The organism is Pedobacter chinensis, from assembly GCF_003339865.1.
Taxonomy (GTDB): Bacteria; Bacteroidota; Bacteroidia; order Sphingobacteriales; family Sphingobacteriaceae; genus Pedobacter; species Pedobacter chinensis.
Window position 1 is genome coordinate 1,030,962 of the sequence record NZ_QPKV01000003.1, and the last position, 18,623, is coordinate 1,049,584.

Consider the following 18,623-nt stretch of genomic DNA (forward strand, 5'->3'; position numbering starts at 1 on the left):
AATGAAGAACATAACCTTAAGCTTTTCACGATTTTTTGTAGGTGTATTATTCATCTTCTCCGGATTGATCAAAGCCAATGATCCTTTAGGATTCGGATATAAACTGCAAGAATATTTTGAGGTGTTCCACATGAATTTTTTGAGCGGTGCCGCAACGGGTATTGCCATTTTGCTTTGCACACTCGAAATTGTACTTGGCGCATTATTGCTTTTGGGCTTTTGGAGCAAAAAAGTTGCCTGGGGATTATTATTGCTCATTATTTTCTTCACACTTTTAACATTCATTTCTGCAGCATTTAAAGTGGTTACAAGCTGCGGCTGTTTTGGCGATGCAATTCCGCTTACCCCTTGGCAATCGTTCGGTAAAGATTTGATCTTGCTGGTGTTGATCATCATTATCTTCTTAAACAAAAATCGTATTCAGCCGCTTTTCAAAAAAGAATCCACACAAATAAGCATTGCAATTGTAATAACATTAATTTCTTTGGGCTTTGGTGTTTTTACTTATAATGTTTTGCCTATAATCGATTTCCTGCCTTATAAGGTTGGTGTACATATTCCATCACAAATGGTAATCCCTCCGGGAGAAAAACCTGATGAATACGAAATCATGTATCATCTTAAAAACAAACAAACCAGGGAAGAAAAAGATATGAGCGATAAAGCCTATCTAAAAACTGAAATTTGGAAAGATAATAACTGGGAAATTATTGGTGAGCCGGTTAAACGTCTCGTAAAAAAAGGTTTCGAACCTAAAATTAAGGATTTGATCATTACAGATGCATCAGGCACTGATTACACTAAAGAATTGATTGAAAACCCATACTATAGTTTGGTTTTTGTTGCTTATGATTTAAAGAACACCAATGAAACGGCCATTGGAAAACTAAATGCTTTGGCCATCAACGCCACTCAGCAATTTAATATTCGTACTGTTTTATTAACTTCAAATTCTGCTCAGGATGCTGAAGCATATATTAAAAAGCATAATCTTTTCTCTGAGGTTTTTTACGCTGATGCTGTTCCTTTGAAAAGCATGGTAAGGGCCAATCCAGGCGTATTGTTGTTGAAAAATGGAGTAGTGGTAAATAAGTGGCATCATCACAATGTTCCAACGTTTGATCAACTGAGCAGAAAATATTTCGATAAATAATGATTGGTTACGCAATAAAAAAACTGATGTACGGAATGCTGGTTATGGCTGGTGTGGTACTTGTTGTTTTTGTGCTATTCAATATTTTACCTGGCGATCCTGCCCGGATGACCATGGGGCAAAGGGCTGACGTTCAATCTTTAGAAGCTGTGCGTAAAGAGTTTGGTCTGGATCGGTCAAAACCGATGCAATTTGTACTCTACGTGAATGATCTATCGCCGGTTAGTGTGTTAGACAATGATAGTACTACACAAAATAAGTATCATTATGTAAAATTAGTTGGTTTTGATAAAAAAGCACTTGTTTTAAAATGGCCTTATTTGCGCAGTTCGTATCAAACCAAAAGAGATGTAACGGCCATACTTTCTGAAACCGTTCCAAATACATTTATTCTGGCATTAACAGCAATGATTTTTGCCACAATCATCGGGGTGTTTTTGGGTGTTCTGTCGGCTGTTTACAAAGATTCATGGATTGATAAGGCTGCAAATGCTTTTGCCATTTTAGGAATTTCTGCGCCCTCGTTTTTCGCGGGGATTATTATTGCGTGGCTCTTTGGGTTTGTTTTAAGTGATTACACTGGCTTGAAAATGAGCGGGAGTTTATATTCTTATGATCCTTTTAGTGGAGAGATTTTGACCCTGAGAAATTTATGGTTGCCAATGATCACATTAGGATTGAGGCCGCTGGCAATCATCGTTCAATTGACGAGAAGTGCCATGCTGGATGTATTGGCACAAGATTATATTCGTACCGCAAGAGCCAAAGGCTTAAGCAGAAATACAATCATTTATAAACATGCATTAAAAAATGCAATGAACCCTGTAATTACGGCAATTTCAGGTTGGTTTGCTTCATTGCTTGCCGGTTCGTTTTTTGTTGAATATATTTTCGGTTATAACGGCTTGGGAAGAACAACGGTAACGGCATTGGAAATGTCGGATTTTCCTGTGGTTATGGGTTCCATATTATTTATTGCTTTCGTTTTTGTAGTGATTAATATATTGGTTGATATCCTTTATGCTTATGTTGATCCAAGAGTGAAATTAGCATAACCATCGTTAATTAAATAACACTTTAAAATTTATGAAGATTTTTCTTATCGGATATATGGGTTGCGGTAAAAGCACGAAGGCTAAACAATTGGCGCATCGGCTGGAGTGTCCGGTTATTGACCTGGATGCAGAAATTGTAGCGAAATCTGGAAAAACCATTGCCGAATATTTTGCAGCATTTGGAGAAAGTGGCTTTAGGGATTATGAGCGTGAAATGCTAAAAACCTTCAATTATCCGGATAATTGCGTGGTGGCCACTGGAGGTGGTTTACCTTGTTTTTTTGATAACATGGAATGGATGAATGCGCATGGCGAAACGGTATATCTTCAAATGGAACCATCGGCTTTAGTGTCACGACTGCATAATCGTCAAAACCGCCCGTTAATAAAGGATTTGGATGATGAACAATTATTAGCGTTCATTAAAGTAAAACTGAAAGAACGGGAGCCATTTTATACTAAAGCTAAAATAATTGTTGATGCCTTTGATTTAGATGGAGAGAAACTAGAAAATGAAATCAGAAGAAAAACTGAGATGTAACGATTTATGGAGGGAATGATTTTTTTAAGATAACCTGAGTTTTGGATGTATTCCATGAATTTTAATCTAAAATCATTATTCATTGTCTACAAATTGCAGATTAAAAAGACCCAAAATTCGTTAAGATAGGATACTTTTTGAAGAATGCGTTTTTTGGGAGATGTTTTTTGAAACAGTAGGTGCGTTAGATCTTACCATCCTCAAATCTTAAAAATCCTGATCAATTATTTTAGCCGATAGCAATGCTAACGGAATTCCTCCTCCGGGATGAACACTTCCACCACAAAAGTACAGCCCTTTGATTTTTGAACTGAAATTGGGGTGCCTTAAAAAGGCAGAGAACTGATTATTGGAACTATTACCATAAAGTGATCCCTGGTATGATCCTGTTTTTGATTCAATGCTTCGGGGATCGAGAATTTGTTCACAAACAATATTTTTTTCTATTTCTTTACCCAATACCCGACTTATTTTATTCAGGATATTTCTTCGGGCTTCTAAAATCAATTCATTCCATTGCTGTCCATTATTTGCAGGTACATTAATCATCACAAACCAATTTTCGCATCCATCAGGAGCATCAGTTTTAATGTGCTTTGATGTTATATTGATATAAACAGTTGGGTCGTGATCAATTGTTTTGTCTTTCCAAATTGCATTAAATTCCGTGTGATAATTTTCAGCAAACAAAATATTATGCAAACCTAATTCCGGGTAATTACCTTTAATTCCCCAATAAAAAATCAGTGCTGAACTACTTCTTTCCTGTTGTAAAAGCTTTTTTGGAGCGGGGAAATTTTTTAATAAATTTTTGTAGGTAAACCAGATATCCAGATTAGATATGATGATATCTGCGTTTTGAATTTGGTTTTTATACCTGATGCCTTGTGCCCTTAGCTCTCTACCTTCTACTGTGCCCATTATTTCTTCCACCTTGGTATTGAAATGGAATTTCACGCCAAGTTCCTCAGCTAATTTTAACAGAGATGTGGTAATGCTATACATGCCTTTTTTGGGGATAAAAGCACCAAAATGGTATTCAAAATGAGGAATCACGTTGAGTGTTGCCGGAGCCTGATAAGGATTTGATCCATTATAAGTTGCATACCGGTTAAACAACTGAGCAACCCTTTCATCGTTAAAAAAGCTTTTGTTGGCTTTTGCCTGGGTTCTGAAAGCGTCGATTTGGCCAAAGCGAAAAACAGATTTTAAAGTGTCCCAATGTAAATAGCTTTTTATTCTATGTAGTGATCTTTCCAAAAAAACTTTATGCGTTACCCCATAAATGATTTTGCTTTTATTAAGAAACTGATGGACTTCGTTTGCGCTTGAATTTGTTTTCTGCTCGATTTCATCAGCAAATTTATTAAGATCAGCATGGGCTGTTAACTTTAATCCATCTTCATAAAAATATCGGCAAATTTCATCCAACGCTTCATATTGAAAATAATCTTGTGGGTTCTTGCCTGCCAATTTGAAAAGTTCATCAACATATTGAGGCATGGTAAAAAGACTGGGACCGGCATCAAACCGAAATCCATCCAAGTTAATTTCTGCAAGTTTTCCACCCGCATAAGCGTTGGCTTCAAAAACTTCAACTTCGTAACCCTTTACAGTCATCCTGATGGCAGAAGCTATTCCGGCAATTCCAGTACCGATGATTATGGCTTTTGGTTTAGGCATCAGTTTACTTCAACGCCTCCAAATAAAGTCTTGTTTGTTTTTCGATTTCATTGGTTGCGAATTTTATGGCAGAGCCAACACGAGTGGTTTCAGCCTTAACGGGCATTTTATTAATGGTTGCTAGGGCATCAATATACCATTTGCTCCATACCTCAATGATGTGTTTTTCATCAGTTGCAGCCTTTCCATCGGCTATCGCTTTCTTACTGAGTTCAAATTCAGTTTTAAGCCGGGCCAAAGCATCCGTTTTAACTTGCGAAACGGTTGCTGTTGCCGTGTTTTCATTAGCAGAAATTAAAGTAAAGGCAGCGGTTAAGCCACTAATTGCTACATTTTTCATTTCTGTTGCAGATACTTTGTCGATCCGGTCATTATCGGTATGATAGAAAACATCAGTAAAGTGCCACATCAATAAACCAGGAATCTTGTGCTGCAAAAATGGCGTATGGTCACTTCCGCCTTCGAAAGGATTATAGTTTACCGCCCAATTGGCAAATTTTCCTTGCGCTTTGCAAATGTTGAAGATGAAATCATTAAAATAGTGAGGAAAAAGATCTTTTTCTTTTACATCGCCAGCGCCCCATTCAGTATGTTTATCCGTTCCTCTTGTCCAAATGGCAGATGGATCGGGCATTTTTTCGATCAAAAAGGAGCCACCGGTTTTTTGGGTGTCTTCTCCAACCATGTCCAAACTCATTCCCCACATAATGCCCTTTGCCCTGGCAGTATCTTCAGTGATATACCTTCTTGTAGATACAATTTCATCGCCCCATAAAAAGGTAAGGGTACGTTGAGGAATAAGCTTTTTGGCTTGATAAAGTTCTGCCGTTAACCTGGCCATTTCAGCCAATGTACCTACACCGCTTGCATTGTCATTTGCGCCGGGTTCCTGTACGTGTGCACTGAAAACAAATCTTTCATTTGGATTAATGCTTCCTTTTACATTAGCTACAATTGTTAATTCTTCTGATGGGTAAATTTTAGTTTGAATATTAACTTTCAACTTCGTTGAACCTTTTAAGCAAGTGGCTTTTAACTTTTCTTTTGCAGCGTAAGATAAAAGTAAGGTCCACACTTCGCTATTGGCTTTCATACTGCTAAACTGAATGGAAGTTTGATGGATTTCCGGTTGTGTATATTTAGGCATTGAGTATCCTAAAACGCCAATTGCTCCTGCTTTAGCTGCCATTGCCAACACTCTGGAAGGATGATTTTCTGAGAAAACAATCTTGCCTTTTAAATCTATCTTTTCAAAATCTGTGGTTGAGGCAAGGTAAACAACTTCAGCGGTAACGCCACCAACAGGAGTAGATCCGCAGTTGATCGGAATCATATTACGATTCGTTTTAAAAGAGATTAGCGGTTGCGACTCTCCAATAAGTTGAGGATTTCTTTCTAATAATTTTTCATAACGCTCTTTCGCGTTCAGCATACGCAGTTCATTTGCCTGCATTTCATTACGCATGTGGTAGAACTCCGTTAATTTTCTGCCTGAAAAATTAAATTCCATGTGCTTTAGATACATTTCATCTAGCTTCTCTCTTTTTACGGCAATGAATGTGCAGTCTTCCAGCGTTTCAATATATTCGAAACTCGGATGGCCTGTATAGAAACTATAAACAGAAATGAGCAATTCATTTTCAAATAAAAACCAGGTATTGGTTTCTTTCCCCTCTTTATCAAGGTAATAGATTCTAACTGCACCTTTTGCAATAAAATAAATGGTATTGCTCCGCTGGCCAACACTTAAAAGCTTTGTTTTCTTTTTAGTTTCAATAACTTCACTATTTGAAATTATAGCTGCTTTTATTTCATGGCTTATTGGATAAATGGAATTAAAAAGACTAAATAGATTCTGATAATCTTTATGAAATAATGGTTCTTGCATAAATAATAGTTTATCGGAATGCAATCTAAATAGTGGATGGGTAATCAAATATAACATTTAGAAAACAAAAAAGCATCGGTTTTAACCAATGCTTTTTGTTTTGCTATGCACTCAAGACTGACGACTCAAGACTCTGGACTTACTTCTTCAATCCAATTTCCCTTAATCTTTCATCAAGATATTCACCCGCCGTCATATCGCTATAAGCTTTTGGATGTTCAGCATCAATTGTTGATGGTAAACTTGTTAAATCCATATCACTGCGGGGGTGTAAGAAAAATGGCACTGAGAAACGAGATGTTTTCATCAATTCGCGAGGTGGATTTACCACTCTGTGTGTAGTCGATTTTAATTTGTTATTGGTTAAACGTTGTAACATATCGCCAACATTAACCACAATATCGGTATGGTGTGCCTTGATTGGTAACCACTCATTGCTGCGGGTTAATACTTCTAAACCATCGGCACTGGCACCAATCAATAAAGTAATCAGGTTAATGTCTTCATGTGCTCCGGCGCGTACCGCATCATCAGGAATAACTTCCGGGTTTTCGATCGGAAAATAGTGAATACCTCTCAAAATCGAATTTCCATTATGGACATGCTTGTCAAAATAATTAACCGGTAACCCAAGATAGGTCGCAATGGCACGTAACAGATGAGTTCCGTTTTCTTCCAGTTTTTTGTAGATCTCGCCCGTAACTTTGTTAAATTCAGGAAGTTCTTCTAAAACCTCATTGTCAGGATATTCTTCCTTTACCGGGTCGCCATCCGTAACTTCCTGACCAATTTGCCAGAATTCTTTTAAATCAGGTGTTTTTGCTCCCTTTGCAGTCTCTTTTCCTGCACTGGTATAACCACGCTGACCGGCCAACTCAGGCTTTTCGTATTTCCTTTTCGTTTCAACAGGAAGTGCAAAAGCAGCTTTTATGTTTTTGTAAAGTTTATCAATTAATTCCTGACTTAAACCATGATTAGTGATGGTTACAAAACCTGAATCGTTGAAGGCTCTTCCCAATTCATCAGAAAATTTTTTACGTTCTTCTTCAGTTCCGTTAATGTACGAACCTAAATCTAAACAAGGAATATACGGTGTAGACATAATTTTATTTTTAATGTTATACGAATTTAGAAAAGAATTGTTAATAAGTATTGATAAGATAAAAAATAAGGCCTTAAAATTTTGTTCAATAATGTTTTAAGTTATTAACATTGATATCGAAATTAACAAATTTATGAATTGTCATGTAAAACCCATTATTGTTCTGATGGAAACTACAGGCCGTTTTATTTCGTAATATAGTATGAAGATCAAGAGCAATCTTTCTTAAAAATCACAACATACAACATGAAAAAAATAATTTTAATCTTATTATCTGTCTTAACTTTAAATCAAGCCAATGCGCAAGGAATAAAAACAGAAAAAGCCACTTTTGGGATGGGCTGTTTTTGGTGCACAGAGGCTATTTTTCAACGATTAAAAGGCGTAACTGCCGTAAAATCGGGTTATGAAGGCGGTAGATTAGCTAACCCTACTTATGAGGAAGTATGTACTGGTGCAACCGGCCATGCCGAGGTTTTGGAAATCACCTACAATCCAATGGTTATCTCTTATGATGAATTATTGGAGGTTTTTTGGAAAAGCCATGACCCGACCACGCTGAATCGCCAGGGGGCCGATACGGGTACGCAATACCGTTCTGTGATTTTTTATCATACGCCCGAACAAAAAGATTTAGCTACCAAATATAAAGCAGAGTTAAACAAAGATAACGCTTTTGGCAAGCCTGTTGTAACGGCGATTGAAGCTGCAAAACCTTTTTACGTGGCCGAAAATTATCATCAGAATTACTATTTAAAAAATGGAAGTGAGCCATATTGCAGAGCCGTGATTTTACCGAAAATGCAAAAGCTTGAAAAGATTTTTAAATCAAAATTGAAGAATTAATCAATTAATTTAAAATAAATCCTGTGGAAGCACCGCAGGATTTTTTATTTAAAAATGTAAATTTCGAAACAATAATATTATTCTTATGGTAAAGCGAATTGTTTTAAATGTTGATACACGCGAAATAGCAAAAGCACAATCATTTTATCAGGATGTTTTAGGATTGGATTTGTTAATGGATCATGGCTGGATTGCAACTTACGGCTTAAATAATCAACAAATGAACATTCAAATCAGCTTTGCTAATGAGGGTGGCTCCGGAACGCCAACACCCGATTTATCTGTTGAGGTAGACGTTCTGGAAGAAATTTTAGAACGGGTTAAGGCAGCAGGCTTTCCGATTGAATATGGCCCGGTTGATGAACCCTGGGGAGTGAGAAGATTTTATACAAGAGATCCATTCGGTAAACTCGTTAATGTTTTATGTCATCGCTGAAAGAAATTACGGTGCTGTGCTTTTTAGAAAAAATACAGATTTTGACTTGGCTAATGTCAATTAAGCAACTTATACAACTAAACAGTTAAGCATACATTAAACTTTCCGGCGGTAAATATTACATTTGCAATATGAATACTGGCTTACAGCTTTACAATACGCTTTCACGCAAAAAAGAACTTTTCCAACCGCTAAATGCACCGAATGTGGGCATGTATGTTTGCGGTCCCACTGTTTATAGCGATGTACATTTGGGCAATTGTCGCACTTTTATATCTTTCGATTTAATTTTCAGATACCTGAAGTATTTGGGTTTCAAAGTTCGCTATGTCCGTAACATTACCGATGCAGGCCATTTGGAAGGCGATAGAGATGAAGGCGATGATAAGTTTGCAAAACGAGCTAAACTCGAGCAGTTGGAGCCTATGGAAATTGTACAAAAGTACACCTTGGGTTTTCATGACGTGATGCGGATGTTCAATACCTTACCACCGAGCATTGAGCCAACTGCCACTGGTCATATCATCGAACAAATTGAGATGATTAAAATGATCATAGCCAATGGTTATGGTTACGAAATTGATGGGAATGTATATTTTGATGTAGAAAAATACAGCAAGGAATATAATTATACCATTTTGACTAATCGCAATCTGGAAGATATGTTGAACAATACAAGAGAGTTGGGCGGACAAGATGAGAAACGTGGCAGACTGGATTTTGCACTTTGGATTAAAGCAAAACCCGAAACTTTAATGCAATGGCAATCGCCCTGGGGAATGGGATTTCCAGGCTGGCATATTGAGTGCTCGGCAATGAGCGCTAAATATTTGGGCGATGAGTTTGATATTCATGGTGGCGGAATGGATCTGGCCGCTACGCACCATACTAATGAAATTGCACAATCTGAAGCTTGCAGCCATAACCAGCCTGCCCGTTATTGGATGCACACCAATATGTTGACGGTTAATGGCACCAGAATGTCCAAATCTGCCGGAAATGGTTTTCTTCCACTGGAGTTATTTGCAGGTAAACATCCGCTTTTGAAAAAAGGTTATAGCCCTATGACGGTTAAATTTTTTATGTTGCAGGCGCATTACCGCAGTACTTTAGATTTTTCTAACGATGCACTCGATGCCTCAGAAAAAGGCTTCCGTAGATTGATGGCTGCCGTGAGTTTGCTTGATAAATTAACAGCTTCTGATCAGAACGACTTTGATATTGATGCACTTAAGGAAAAGTGTATTCATGCCATGAACGATGATTTTAACAGTCCTATTTTAATTGCTGAATTATTTGAGGCCGTAAGGATCATCAATACCGTTTATGATGGCAAAGGCAAAATTTCAGTTGAATCTTTAGAAAAACTGAAAGCTTTAATTTACGATTTCGTTTTTGATATTTTAGGGTTGAAAGATGAGGATGCCGGAAGTAATGATTTGAATGGTGTATTGGAAATGGTTATCAACCTTCGTACAGAAGCTAAAGCCAATAAAGATTACGCTACATCTGATAAAATCAGAATTGGTTTGCAAGAACTGGGCATTCAACTTAAAGACAGTAAAGAAGGAACAACCTGGAGTAAGGCGTAGTGTTTGGTTTAAAACAGCACTATTCCCTTACAGAAACAATTCAGCAGTAAACCAAGTACAATATCTTTAGGTTAGGGATTTACTTCGTAGCTGCTTCGCGGTCTTCGTACCTCAGAATGACAATTATTTTTTGTTTTTTCTTAACTTAAGATTGGGTTCCCACCAGCGTGCGCATGACGACAACAAGTATTACTTGGAAAATATTTGTACTATACATGGCTTCAAAGGGGCAAATGCCGCTTAAAATTTTATCAATGAATAAGAAACTTTTAATTCTATCTTTAATCGCTTTACTAGGATTTCAAGCTTGTAACAATAATTCAAAACAATCAGCAACAACTGAAGAAAATACCGTTAAACTGGTTTCTCCCGATTTTGATGCTGACAGCGCTTATGCTTATGTTAAAGCTCAGGTAGATTTTGGACCCAGAATTCCGGGAACTGTTGCACATGAAAAGTGTGCCGCTTATTTAGTTTCAAAATTAAAATCTTTTGGAGCTGATGTTAAGCTTCAGGGCGGGAAAACACAAACACACGATGGCAAAACTTTCCAGCTAAAAAATATCATTGCAACTTTTAATCCTGAAAAGAAAACCCGTGTTTTGATTACGGCGCATTGGGATGCCCGGCCATTTTCAGATCAGGATACTGATCCAGCAAATCATACCAAACCTTTTGATGCCGCTAATGATGGTGGGAGTGGAGTTGCTGTAATTATAGAGATGGCCCGCCAGATTCAACATAAAGCACCAAACGTAGGTGTCGATTTCATCCTCTGGGATTTAGAAGATTACGGAAAGGCAAATGATGATACACAAAACGAAGTAACATGGTGCTTAGGCTCTCAATACTGGGCTAAAAATGCAATCGCCACTGGTTATAAAGCTGCTTACGGAATTAACCTCGATATGGTTGGTGGTGGAAATGCACAGTTCACACAGGATGAAATTTCTCGTCAGGCTGCTCCTGGTTTAGTTAGTTACGTGTGGGATATTGGAAATGAAATTGGTTACTCATCTTATTTTGTGCGTATTCCAAGCGGCAGGCTTGTTGATGATCATTTTTGGATGAACAAAGCCGGCGTTCCTTCGATTGATATTGTTCATTATAACGATAACAGTGGTTTTTACATCAATTGGCATACACAGTTGGATAATCTGGCTAACATCGATAAGAATACCCTAAAGGCAATTGGTCAAACAGTTCTCGAAACCATCTACCGGGAAAATTAAAATGTGCAATTGTTAATTACTTTTGAAAGCACAGCACTTAAAAAATTTTATATTCGCCAAACATATATCTAAAATTCATAATGAAACAATTATTTTCAACTGCAATATTTTCTCTTTTAGCAATAGGTGCATATGCACAAAAGAATGATGGAACCACAAAATCTTTAGTAAATGCAGAAAAAGATTTTGCAAAATCAATTGCAAAAAACGGAGATAAAGAATCTTACCTGGAATTTTCATTAGCAAGTGCATTGGTTTTCAGGCCAAATCCTGTTAATGTTAAAACTTTTTATAACGCACAAACAAAAGGCGAAAATGCTGTAACCTGGGAACCAAATTTAGCAAAGGTTTCGCGCAGTGGCGATTTAGGTTTCACAACAGGTCCTTATGTTGTAGAAGGTTCAGAGAAAAAATATGGCCAGTATTTATCAATCTGGAAATCAGAAAATGGTAAATGGAAATTGGCAATTGATTTAGGCACATCAAGCAACAAACCTTTAGATAAAACAACACCTAAATTTATTGAACCAAAAGATCATGTGGCGCCAAAATTCTTAAATGAAAAAGAAATCAAAGCTGGCAAAGATATTATCTTAACAACCGAAAAAACATTAAATACTTTATTAAAAACTCATGGTATTGCTGCTTTCGGGGGGTTCCTTACTGAAGATGCCCGTTTATTATTTCCAGGTAATGAAGCCATAAACGGTAAAGGAAAAATCATCTCTTTTTATAACGGGATGATTAGCAAAATAAATTTAAAAACCACAGGGGTAGATAAAGCAATTGGCAGCGATTTAGCCTATACTTACGGCGTTGCAACCATAGATTATAAAGCAGATTTGCGGGAAAGCTTTAACTATGTTTTCGTTTACGAAAAAGCTGCTGATGCAAGCTGGAACTTAATCGTCCAGGCATTTGTACCTGCTGAAAGATAGATAATAAATGTGAATTAAAAAGGGCTCTCCGTAAAAAGAAAGCCCTTTTTTTATGAAGGGATTGTATGGGATATTCCTTGTTCTTCATTTAATAGCTTCTTATAGAAGCAGCATGTTTTTATTGAAGATTTGATGGGTTTTCTCCATCCGCTATTGAAGAAATCTTATAAAAATGTGAACAAATCAGAAATAAGCACTGTTTTTGCGCTACAAAAAATATAAGAATTAATCATTTTACGTTTTAAGTTCATGAATAAAAAATTACCCTTATTAATTGCCTTAACCTTTGTTTTTTTACAAGTTGCTGCGCAGAAACAGAAATTTGATGTACAGGGAAAAGCTGGCGCCCGTGGTATTATGCCGGAAAATACGATTGAAGGAATGTTGAAAGCCCTTGATTTGGGCGTTACCACACTTGAAATGGATGCCGTTATTTCAAAAGATAAACAAGTGGTCTTATCGCAAGAACCTTATTTTAATAACGAGATTTCGTTAATGCCAAACGGTAAACCCATTTCATTGAAAGACCAAAAGAATTACAACATTTATAAAATGGATTACGAAGAGGTAAAAAAGTTTGATGTGGGGAGTAAGGTTCATGCACGTTTTCCTGGTCAGGTAAAGTTTAAAGCTTACAAACCTTTACTTGCTGAAACGATTGATGCTGTAGAAGCCTATGTTAAAGAGAAAAAGTTGGCAAAGCCGGTTTATAGCATAGAAACAAAAACAATCAAAAATGGCGATAATGAATTTCATCCGGATCCTGCCGGATTTGTTGAACTGATTATGGAGGTAATCAATGCCAAAAAGCTTTCAAAACGAGTAATTATTGAATCTTTTGATATGCGAACCTTACAATATTTGCATGAGAAATATCCGAAAATTCAAACTTCACTGTTGATTGATGAAAAAGAACCTTTTGAAGATTATATAGAAAAGCTTGGGTTTAAACCAACAATTTACAGCCCGTATTCGGTTTTGGTTGGTAAAGGGTTAGTAGATCGCTGCCATGCAATGGGAATTAAAATTATTCCGTGGACAGTAAATACAGCAAAAGAAATTAAATATTTTATGAGTTTAGGGGTAGATGGTATAATCACCGATTACCCAAATTTGATGGGGCAACTTAAATAGTTTACCCATGTAATAAAAAAGCGTCCTCAATGTAATCGGGACGCTTTTTTATTAGAAAGATATTTCTAGTGATGCGCTTCTCCCGCCTCTGCTTCTGTGTGGTGTGATTCAGTTTTTTCGTGACCTGATCCTGTTGCTTCATGGAAGATTGGACGGGTAAAAGCGAAAACCAGAATTATAACAATAATCCAGGCGGTTAATGGTAATGCCCAAATGCCTTTTGTTTGCTGAACTGGTGCGTGTGAGTCGTGAGCTGACATGTTAAATATTTTTGATTTAAAAAATTATGCTTTGTAATTGGGATAAAGATAAGAACAATTTTAAAATTTAAAGATTAATGTAGGGATTTGTCAGGAAAATCGCTTTTAAGAAATCAGGCTAAAAAATCCCGAAGTGGAATGTCATTGAGTTGATGTGAGTTCGACTTAAGGATTTTGTTTACAAAGATAATTGATTGATCAATAAACGTACCAGGAAGGACTTTAGGCCATTAAAAATCCAGAATAAAGCTCGGCAGGCCAAAGGGCTCAGGCAAAAGCAAACTCGATACTTTCCGACCGGAGATAGAGGCACTGTTAACAAACGGTTTAACCCAAAAATTTATTTAAGGAAGGTATAACGTCACTGTGCCGACGTTAAGTAACTGGTTAAAAAATAATAAGATTAAAGTAAAAACCTCATTTAGATTTGGAGGTAATAATACCTTAATGTAATTTTTTGTTTTATTAAGATTCTTAACTATATTCATCAAACATCATCTCTCAAAATATAATTTAAACTAATTAACTGATGAAAAAATTAATGTTCTACAAAGGCGATGCAATGGCTTGCCTCCTCCTCTTACTTCTTTTCTTGATAAATGGGTGTAAAAAAGAACTCTTAATACCCAATAGTCCTGAGGGTACACAATCTGATAAGATTAGATCTATTTCCTATTCCCAATTTATCAGTTCCATAGACCTTAACTCTACCGGAAGTTTAAAAGCACCACTATCTGGCCAAAAAGCAAAATTATTGAATACCCAGGTTGTAGATCGAAACATTGACCTGGAGATGGATAGCGTTAAAAAGCTTACTCTCGGGGATACGGTAAGTTATGTAATCGCGGTTAAACCCCAAACCCCCAGAGCAACTACCTTTCAGAATTTGACCATACAGATGATCAAAACAAAAACCTCTGCCTTTTTATCTACCTATTATCCTGATAAGGAGTGGATAGATAACTGGAGGAAGAACCGTAAAACTGCTTTTAAAGGAACAATAATCTTCAACAGGATATATCTAGAAGATGTTGAGTCAAGTCCAGCGAATAATCTGGAAAAGAAACAGACGGGCCTAAAGGATAGGATGCTGGCCAGTATTAACGGAAAAGCGGGGTTCGGAAATGTGATCAGCCTGATGCCGGGAGAATGCGAGATTTACGATGTGGTTACCGTAGTACAACAGCCCTGCAAAAATGGCCATTTAACCAGAAGCGAATGCAATTATTTTGACTACTATGGTAGCTGGGAACCACGTTCCGACGATTGGCCGCCAAGTACATCAATCAACATTTCAACAGTTGTAAATTGTGCAATGCCAAGTTTTCCGTCAAACGGTGGAGGTGGCGGAGGAGGTGGTAGCACAACACCTAATCCTCCAGGCACTTACAATCCATGCGATGGAAATCCACAGCCTGTAGGGCCAGGTGGCATATCCTTTGAAAGGGGGACACTGCTTATGGTCGGTGCGCCAACTGATTGTGATGAAATGCCCGGTCCGCCTGTAACCACTACCACCCAAACGCCGCAACAATATTTAATGGATCATCTTGATCTCAACGTGACCGAGTACAATTATGTTAACAATCCATTAAATAACGTAGCGGTTGCTGAATTAACAAAATATTTAATAAACAACGGGCTATCAGTAGATAATACGGACTTTGTCCATTGGGCAATCGCGTACAATATAAACAATGGTTATAGTGAATATGTCGCATCACTAGGTAATGGTATTTATGAGAATCAACCAGATGCGGATGCAGAATCAGCTTCTACAAACTTTAACTTTGATAATATTGAAACAAGTTTTGCTTTTAGTTCGAATGGGGTTAATGTTTATGGGAATGGTCCTGGACTTCCAGACTACCCCTCTACTCACCCGGTTTCTGAAACAATTGCAGCGTATAATCCGTGGATATATTTGGCGTTTTCCAATTCAAATAATACTAGCATTAGGCATTTTCATAAACAAGTTAGGGGGCTGTCAGGAAGTGACGGCTGGTCAAAAGCAATTGGTACCATTGGAGAAGGATTGGCAGCAAGCAGAATCACATCTTGGCCAACCTCTCCTGGTTTCGATTATAGGGTTGGTTACATGGTAGGAACTACTCATTTAGACGGTTTACAATGGGGACTTCTTTTAAAAACTAGCTCTGGAACCGGGTGGGGACTAAATGTTGTAAATTCAGACCTTAATGGAAATGAAGTGATCACAAAAATGGAAGAGCCTGATGGGCCAGAAATTATGGGTCAAAAAATGGCGAGAATTTCGTATGAGATAAAAACTATCAGTCCTTATAATGAACCCGCTTATCTATGGGCTAGTTTTTCAGAAGGAATAAAACAAGCTGAACATCGGGCCAATAGCTCAGGCATTAGTGCTTCTGTCTTAGTCTTTGATACTGACTCCTTTATTAAATTAAAAAATTCGACCTATGGGGCACAATTATTAAATCGGTTGGCAATCATGTTTTCAAGAAAAAATGGCAATGGTGAACAAAAAGTGTATTTAAGGTTGGAGAAAAATTTGTATGCTAACGCAAGATCTTCGTATTTTGCTTTAATGGGCAGAATTAAAAATTTACCAGAATGAAAATAGTTTCTTTAATCATATCCTTAATTTTTTTAAGTTATTACAACCTAATGAGCCAATCAATAGACAAAAATCTGGGAGTAGTGGTAACAGATTTTGATCCTAATTTTTCAGATTATGTAAAGAAATATTCCCAAATAGAAGGTTTAACATTACTTAATCCTGGGCAAACAATCTTTCCTTCCGGTAATGTTATGCCGATGAACCCCTATTATTATAAACTAACAGAGAAAATTAATGCTTTCAAAAATTTAAAGCACCTTCGATTACAGAGTTTGTATGTATTAGATCTTCCGAATAGCATTACGAAATGCAAACTGGAAACACTAGCCATTCCATTCTGTCCTGATTCTAACATTGAGGCCATTGTGGCTAAATTAAAAAAGTGCAAGTATTTAAAAGAAATTGATCTAGTTAATGTGGTTCTTCCTGATGACAAAATTGCATTTTTGAAAAAAAGCTTACCTCATGTAAAGTTCGTTAATTTGATGGACGACCTTTCTTTTGATGATGAAATTGAAAATTGAAAGAAAGCCACTCGCTTAACCGCAAAACTATTTTTTTTACGACTTTCATGAACTAAATGAAAAAATCGAAGTTGGGGCATTACCAAGATTGAAATACAAAAATTGCGTTAGATGAGTCTTAAGGCTGTAAAAAAGCAACGCATAATCAATCAATGCGTTGTTTTTTTGCTTAAATGTGCCTAAAACTTGAATATCAATACAACTAAATAGTACAGTTGGCGCTATTTAGAATATCTTGAAGTCCCAAACATTTGGTGATTATTAATTAGGGGACTTGATTATTCCGTTTACCTGGAAATTAATTAAAAACATTGTCTAACTAGCAATCAATATATGCCTACTTGCGAGTCTTATTGGCTGGAAAAGGGGGAACTTGTATTAGAACTATGGAATTGTTTTTTACATTTCTATTCAACCTATTGTCATTTAGAAAGCTTTTGGGAAAAAGAGAAGAAATAACTGATGAAAAAATCATTAGATCAGCCGTATTTTTATTTCATTACACGTCAAGTTGGAAGTGGCCGATTAATGTTCAAACATGATGAAGTATTCCCATAAAGAATACTAATCCGTTTTTATATGTCTCGTATATTAGAGTAGTAGACAAAATACCGCTAAAAAAAGTGACAATTTCGATAAAATTTACACGTAAGCAATATCTTCAAAAGAGTGTAATTATAAAAGGTCTTTAATAATCTTTTCTATAGATAATCCCTCAGCTTCAGCACGATAATTTCTAACAATACGATGGCGTAAAATAGGCTCAGCAACCGCTTGAACATCTTCAATATCAGGTGCATATTTACCTGAAATAGCTGCGTGACATTTTGCCCCCAAAACTAAAAATTGTGAAGCTCTTGGCCCGGCACCCCAACTGATATATTTATTTACAGCATCAGTAGAGAATTCACTGTTCGGGCGGGTTTTAGAGGCTAATTTTACTGCATATTCTAGCACGTTATCCGTTACAGGGATATCACGGATCAACTTTTGAAAAAATTGAATGTCATCTGCATGGATGATCTTTTCCAATGGAGTAACCTTGTTCCCTGTGGTGTTTTTTACAATGTTTAACTCATCTGCAAAAGCAGGATAGTTTAACTGGATATTAAACATAAAACGATCCAATTGTGCTTCTGGCAAAGGATATGTTCCTTCCTGTTCAATTGGATTTTGAGTGGCCAAAACAAAGAAAGGCTTTGGTAGGATATGGGTTTGACCAGCAGCAGTAACTGCTTTCTCCTGCATGGCTTCTAAAAGTGCAGCCTGTGTTTTTGGAGGTGTACGGTTAATCTCATCGGCTAAGATGATATTTGAAAAGACAGGGCCTTTAATAAACTTAAAATGCCTGTCTTCTCCTAATATTTCAGCGCCAATAATGTCGCTTGGCATTAAATCCGGAGTAAACTGAATTCTGTTGAAATCGAGATCTAAAACTGAGGCTACAGTTTGAACAAGTAAGGTTTTAGCCAATCCGGGCACACCAACCAACAAACAATGTCCGTTACTGAAAATGGCGATTAAAACAGATTTTATGATGTCATCTTGACCAACTACAACCTTGCTGATTTCGGCTTTAATGTTGTTGAAAGTAAGATGAAGTGCGTCAACGGCTTCTACTTCGTTCTTGTACTGCATTC

General features: G+C 36.9%; 16 protein-coding genes. 11 read left to right on the plus strand and 5 right to left on the minus strand.

Going from position 1 to position 18,623, the window contains the following annotated elements; translation table 11 throughout:
- Position 1: 1 nt before the first annotated feature.
- The 3 genes from DU508_RS09730 to DU508_RS09740 are packed head-to-tail and all read left to right on the plus strand — an operon-like array spanning position 2 to position 2,749.
- Entirely contained in the window at positions 2–1,153 is a 1,152-nt protein-coding gene (locus DU508_RS09730; protein ID WP_115402591.1) for a BT_3928 family protein, read from the plus strand.
- Positions 1,153–2,208 (plus strand): ABC transporter permease, encoded by a 1,056-nt coding sequence (locus DU508_RS09735; protein WP_115402592.1) that lies wholly within the window; start codon positions 1,153–1,155, stop codon positions 2,206–2,208. Before DU508_RS09730 ends, DU508_RS09735 begins: the two co-directional genes overlap by 1 nt.
- Positions 2,209–2,239: 31 nt before the next feature.
- The gene (locus tag DU508_RS09740; RefSeq protein ID WP_115402593.1) at positions 2,240–2,749 is read left to right on the plus strand and encodes a shikimate kinase; all 510 of its coding nucleotides are present in this window, start codon (positions 2,240–2,242) and stop codon (positions 2,747–2,749) included.
- Positions 2,750–2,956: 207 nt separating this feature from the next.
- Here DU508_RS09740 and crtD read toward each other — a convergent pair whose 3' ends face one another.
- The 3 genes from crtD to DU508_RS09755 form a co-directional block, all read right to left on the minus strand.
- Positions 2,957–4,432, minus strand: coding sequence for a 1-hydroxycarotenoid 3,4-desaturase CrtD (gene crtD, locus DU508_RS09745; protein ID WP_115402594.1), 1,476 nt, complete (start codon positions 4,430–4,432; stop codon positions 2,957–2,959).
- Positions 4,433–4,436: 4 nt separating this feature from the next.
- A complete protein-coding gene (locus DU508_RS09750; RefSeq protein WP_158542149.1) occupies positions 4,437–6,320 on the minus strand; it encodes a M28 family peptidase in 1,884 nt (627 codons plus the stop codon).
- Between the two features lie 139 nt (positions 6,321–6,459).
- Entirely contained in the window at positions 6,460–7,422 is a 963-nt protein-coding gene (locus DU508_RS09755; RefSeq protein WP_115402596.1) for an isopenicillin N synthase family dioxygenase, read from the minus strand.
- A gap of 246 nt (positions 7,423–7,668) precedes the next feature.
- Between DU508_RS09755 and msrA the strand changes: the two genes are divergently transcribed.
- The 6 genes from msrA to DU508_RS09785 all read left to right on the plus strand — a co-directional run bounded on the left by msrA (position 7,669) and on the right by DU508_RS09785 (position 13,600).
- On the plus strand, positions 7,669–8,268 hold the full coding sequence (gene msrA, locus DU508_RS09760) for a peptide-methionine (S)-S-oxide reductase MsrA (RefSeq protein ID WP_115402597.1): 600 nt from the start codon (positions 7,669–7,671) through the stop codon (positions 8,266–8,268).
- 85 nt (positions 8,269–8,353) lie between these two features.
- Complete coding sequence (locus DU508_RS09765) at positions 8,354–8,704, plus strand: VOC family protein (RefSeq protein ID WP_115402598.1); 351 nt, start codon at positions 8,354–8,356, stop codon at positions 8,702–8,704.
- Positions 8,705–8,835: 131 nt separating this feature from the next.
- On the plus strand, positions 8,836–10,296 hold the full coding sequence (gene cysS / locus DU508_RS09770; protein WP_115402599.1) for a cysteine--tRNA ligase: 1,461 nt from the start codon (positions 8,836–8,838) through the stop codon (positions 10,294–10,296).
- A 254-nt stretch (positions 10,297–10,550) separates the two neighbouring features.
- The gene (locus tag DU508_RS09775; protein WP_158542150.1) at positions 10,551–11,528 is read left to right on the plus strand and encodes a M28 family peptidase; all 978 of its coding nucleotides are present in this window, start codon (positions 10,551–10,553) and stop codon (positions 11,526–11,528) included.
- Between the two features lie 80 nt (positions 11,529–11,608).
- Positions 11,609–12,466, plus strand: coding sequence for a nuclear transport factor 2 family protein (locus tag DU508_RS09780; protein WP_115402601.1), 858 nt, complete (start codon positions 11,609–11,611; stop codon positions 12,464–12,466).
- 249 nt (positions 12,467–12,715) lie between these two features.
- Positions 12,716–13,600 (plus strand): glycerophosphodiester phosphodiesterase family protein, encoded by an 885-nt coding sequence (locus DU508_RS09785; protein WP_115402602.1) that lies wholly within the window; start codon positions 12,716–12,718, stop codon positions 13,598–13,600.
- A gap of 65 nt (positions 13,601–13,665) precedes the next feature.
- On the opposite strand, the gene DU508_RS09790 is transcribed toward DU508_RS09785, so the two are convergent.
- Complete coding sequence (locus DU508_RS09790; RefSeq protein ID WP_115402603.1) at positions 13,666–13,860, minus strand: hypothetical protein; 195 nt, start codon at positions 13,858–13,860, stop codon at positions 13,666–13,668.
- A gap of 529 nt (positions 13,861–14,389) precedes the next feature.
- On the opposite strand from DU508_RS09790, the gene DU508_RS09795 reads away from it, so the two are divergent.
- Complete coding sequence (locus tag DU508_RS09795) at positions 14,390–16,456, plus strand: hypothetical protein (RefSeq protein ID WP_115402604.1); 2,067 nt, start codon at positions 14,390–14,392, stop codon at positions 16,454–16,456.
- Positions 16,453–16,983, plus strand: a complete 531-nt coding sequence (locus DU508_RS09800) for a hypothetical protein (RefSeq protein WP_115402605.1) — start codon at positions 16,453–16,455, stop codon at positions 16,981–16,983. The genes DU508_RS09795 and DU508_RS09800 overlap by 4 nt, the downstream gene beginning before the upstream one ends.
- A 675-nt stretch (positions 16,984–17,658) precedes the next feature.
- Here DU508_RS09800 and DU508_RS09805 read toward each other — a convergent pair.
- Positions 17,659–18,621, minus strand: coding sequence for an AAA family ATPase (locus DU508_RS09805; RefSeq protein WP_115402606.1), 963 nt, complete (start codon positions 18,619–18,621; stop codon positions 17,659–17,661).
- Positions 18,622–18,623: the final 2 nt, after the last annotated feature.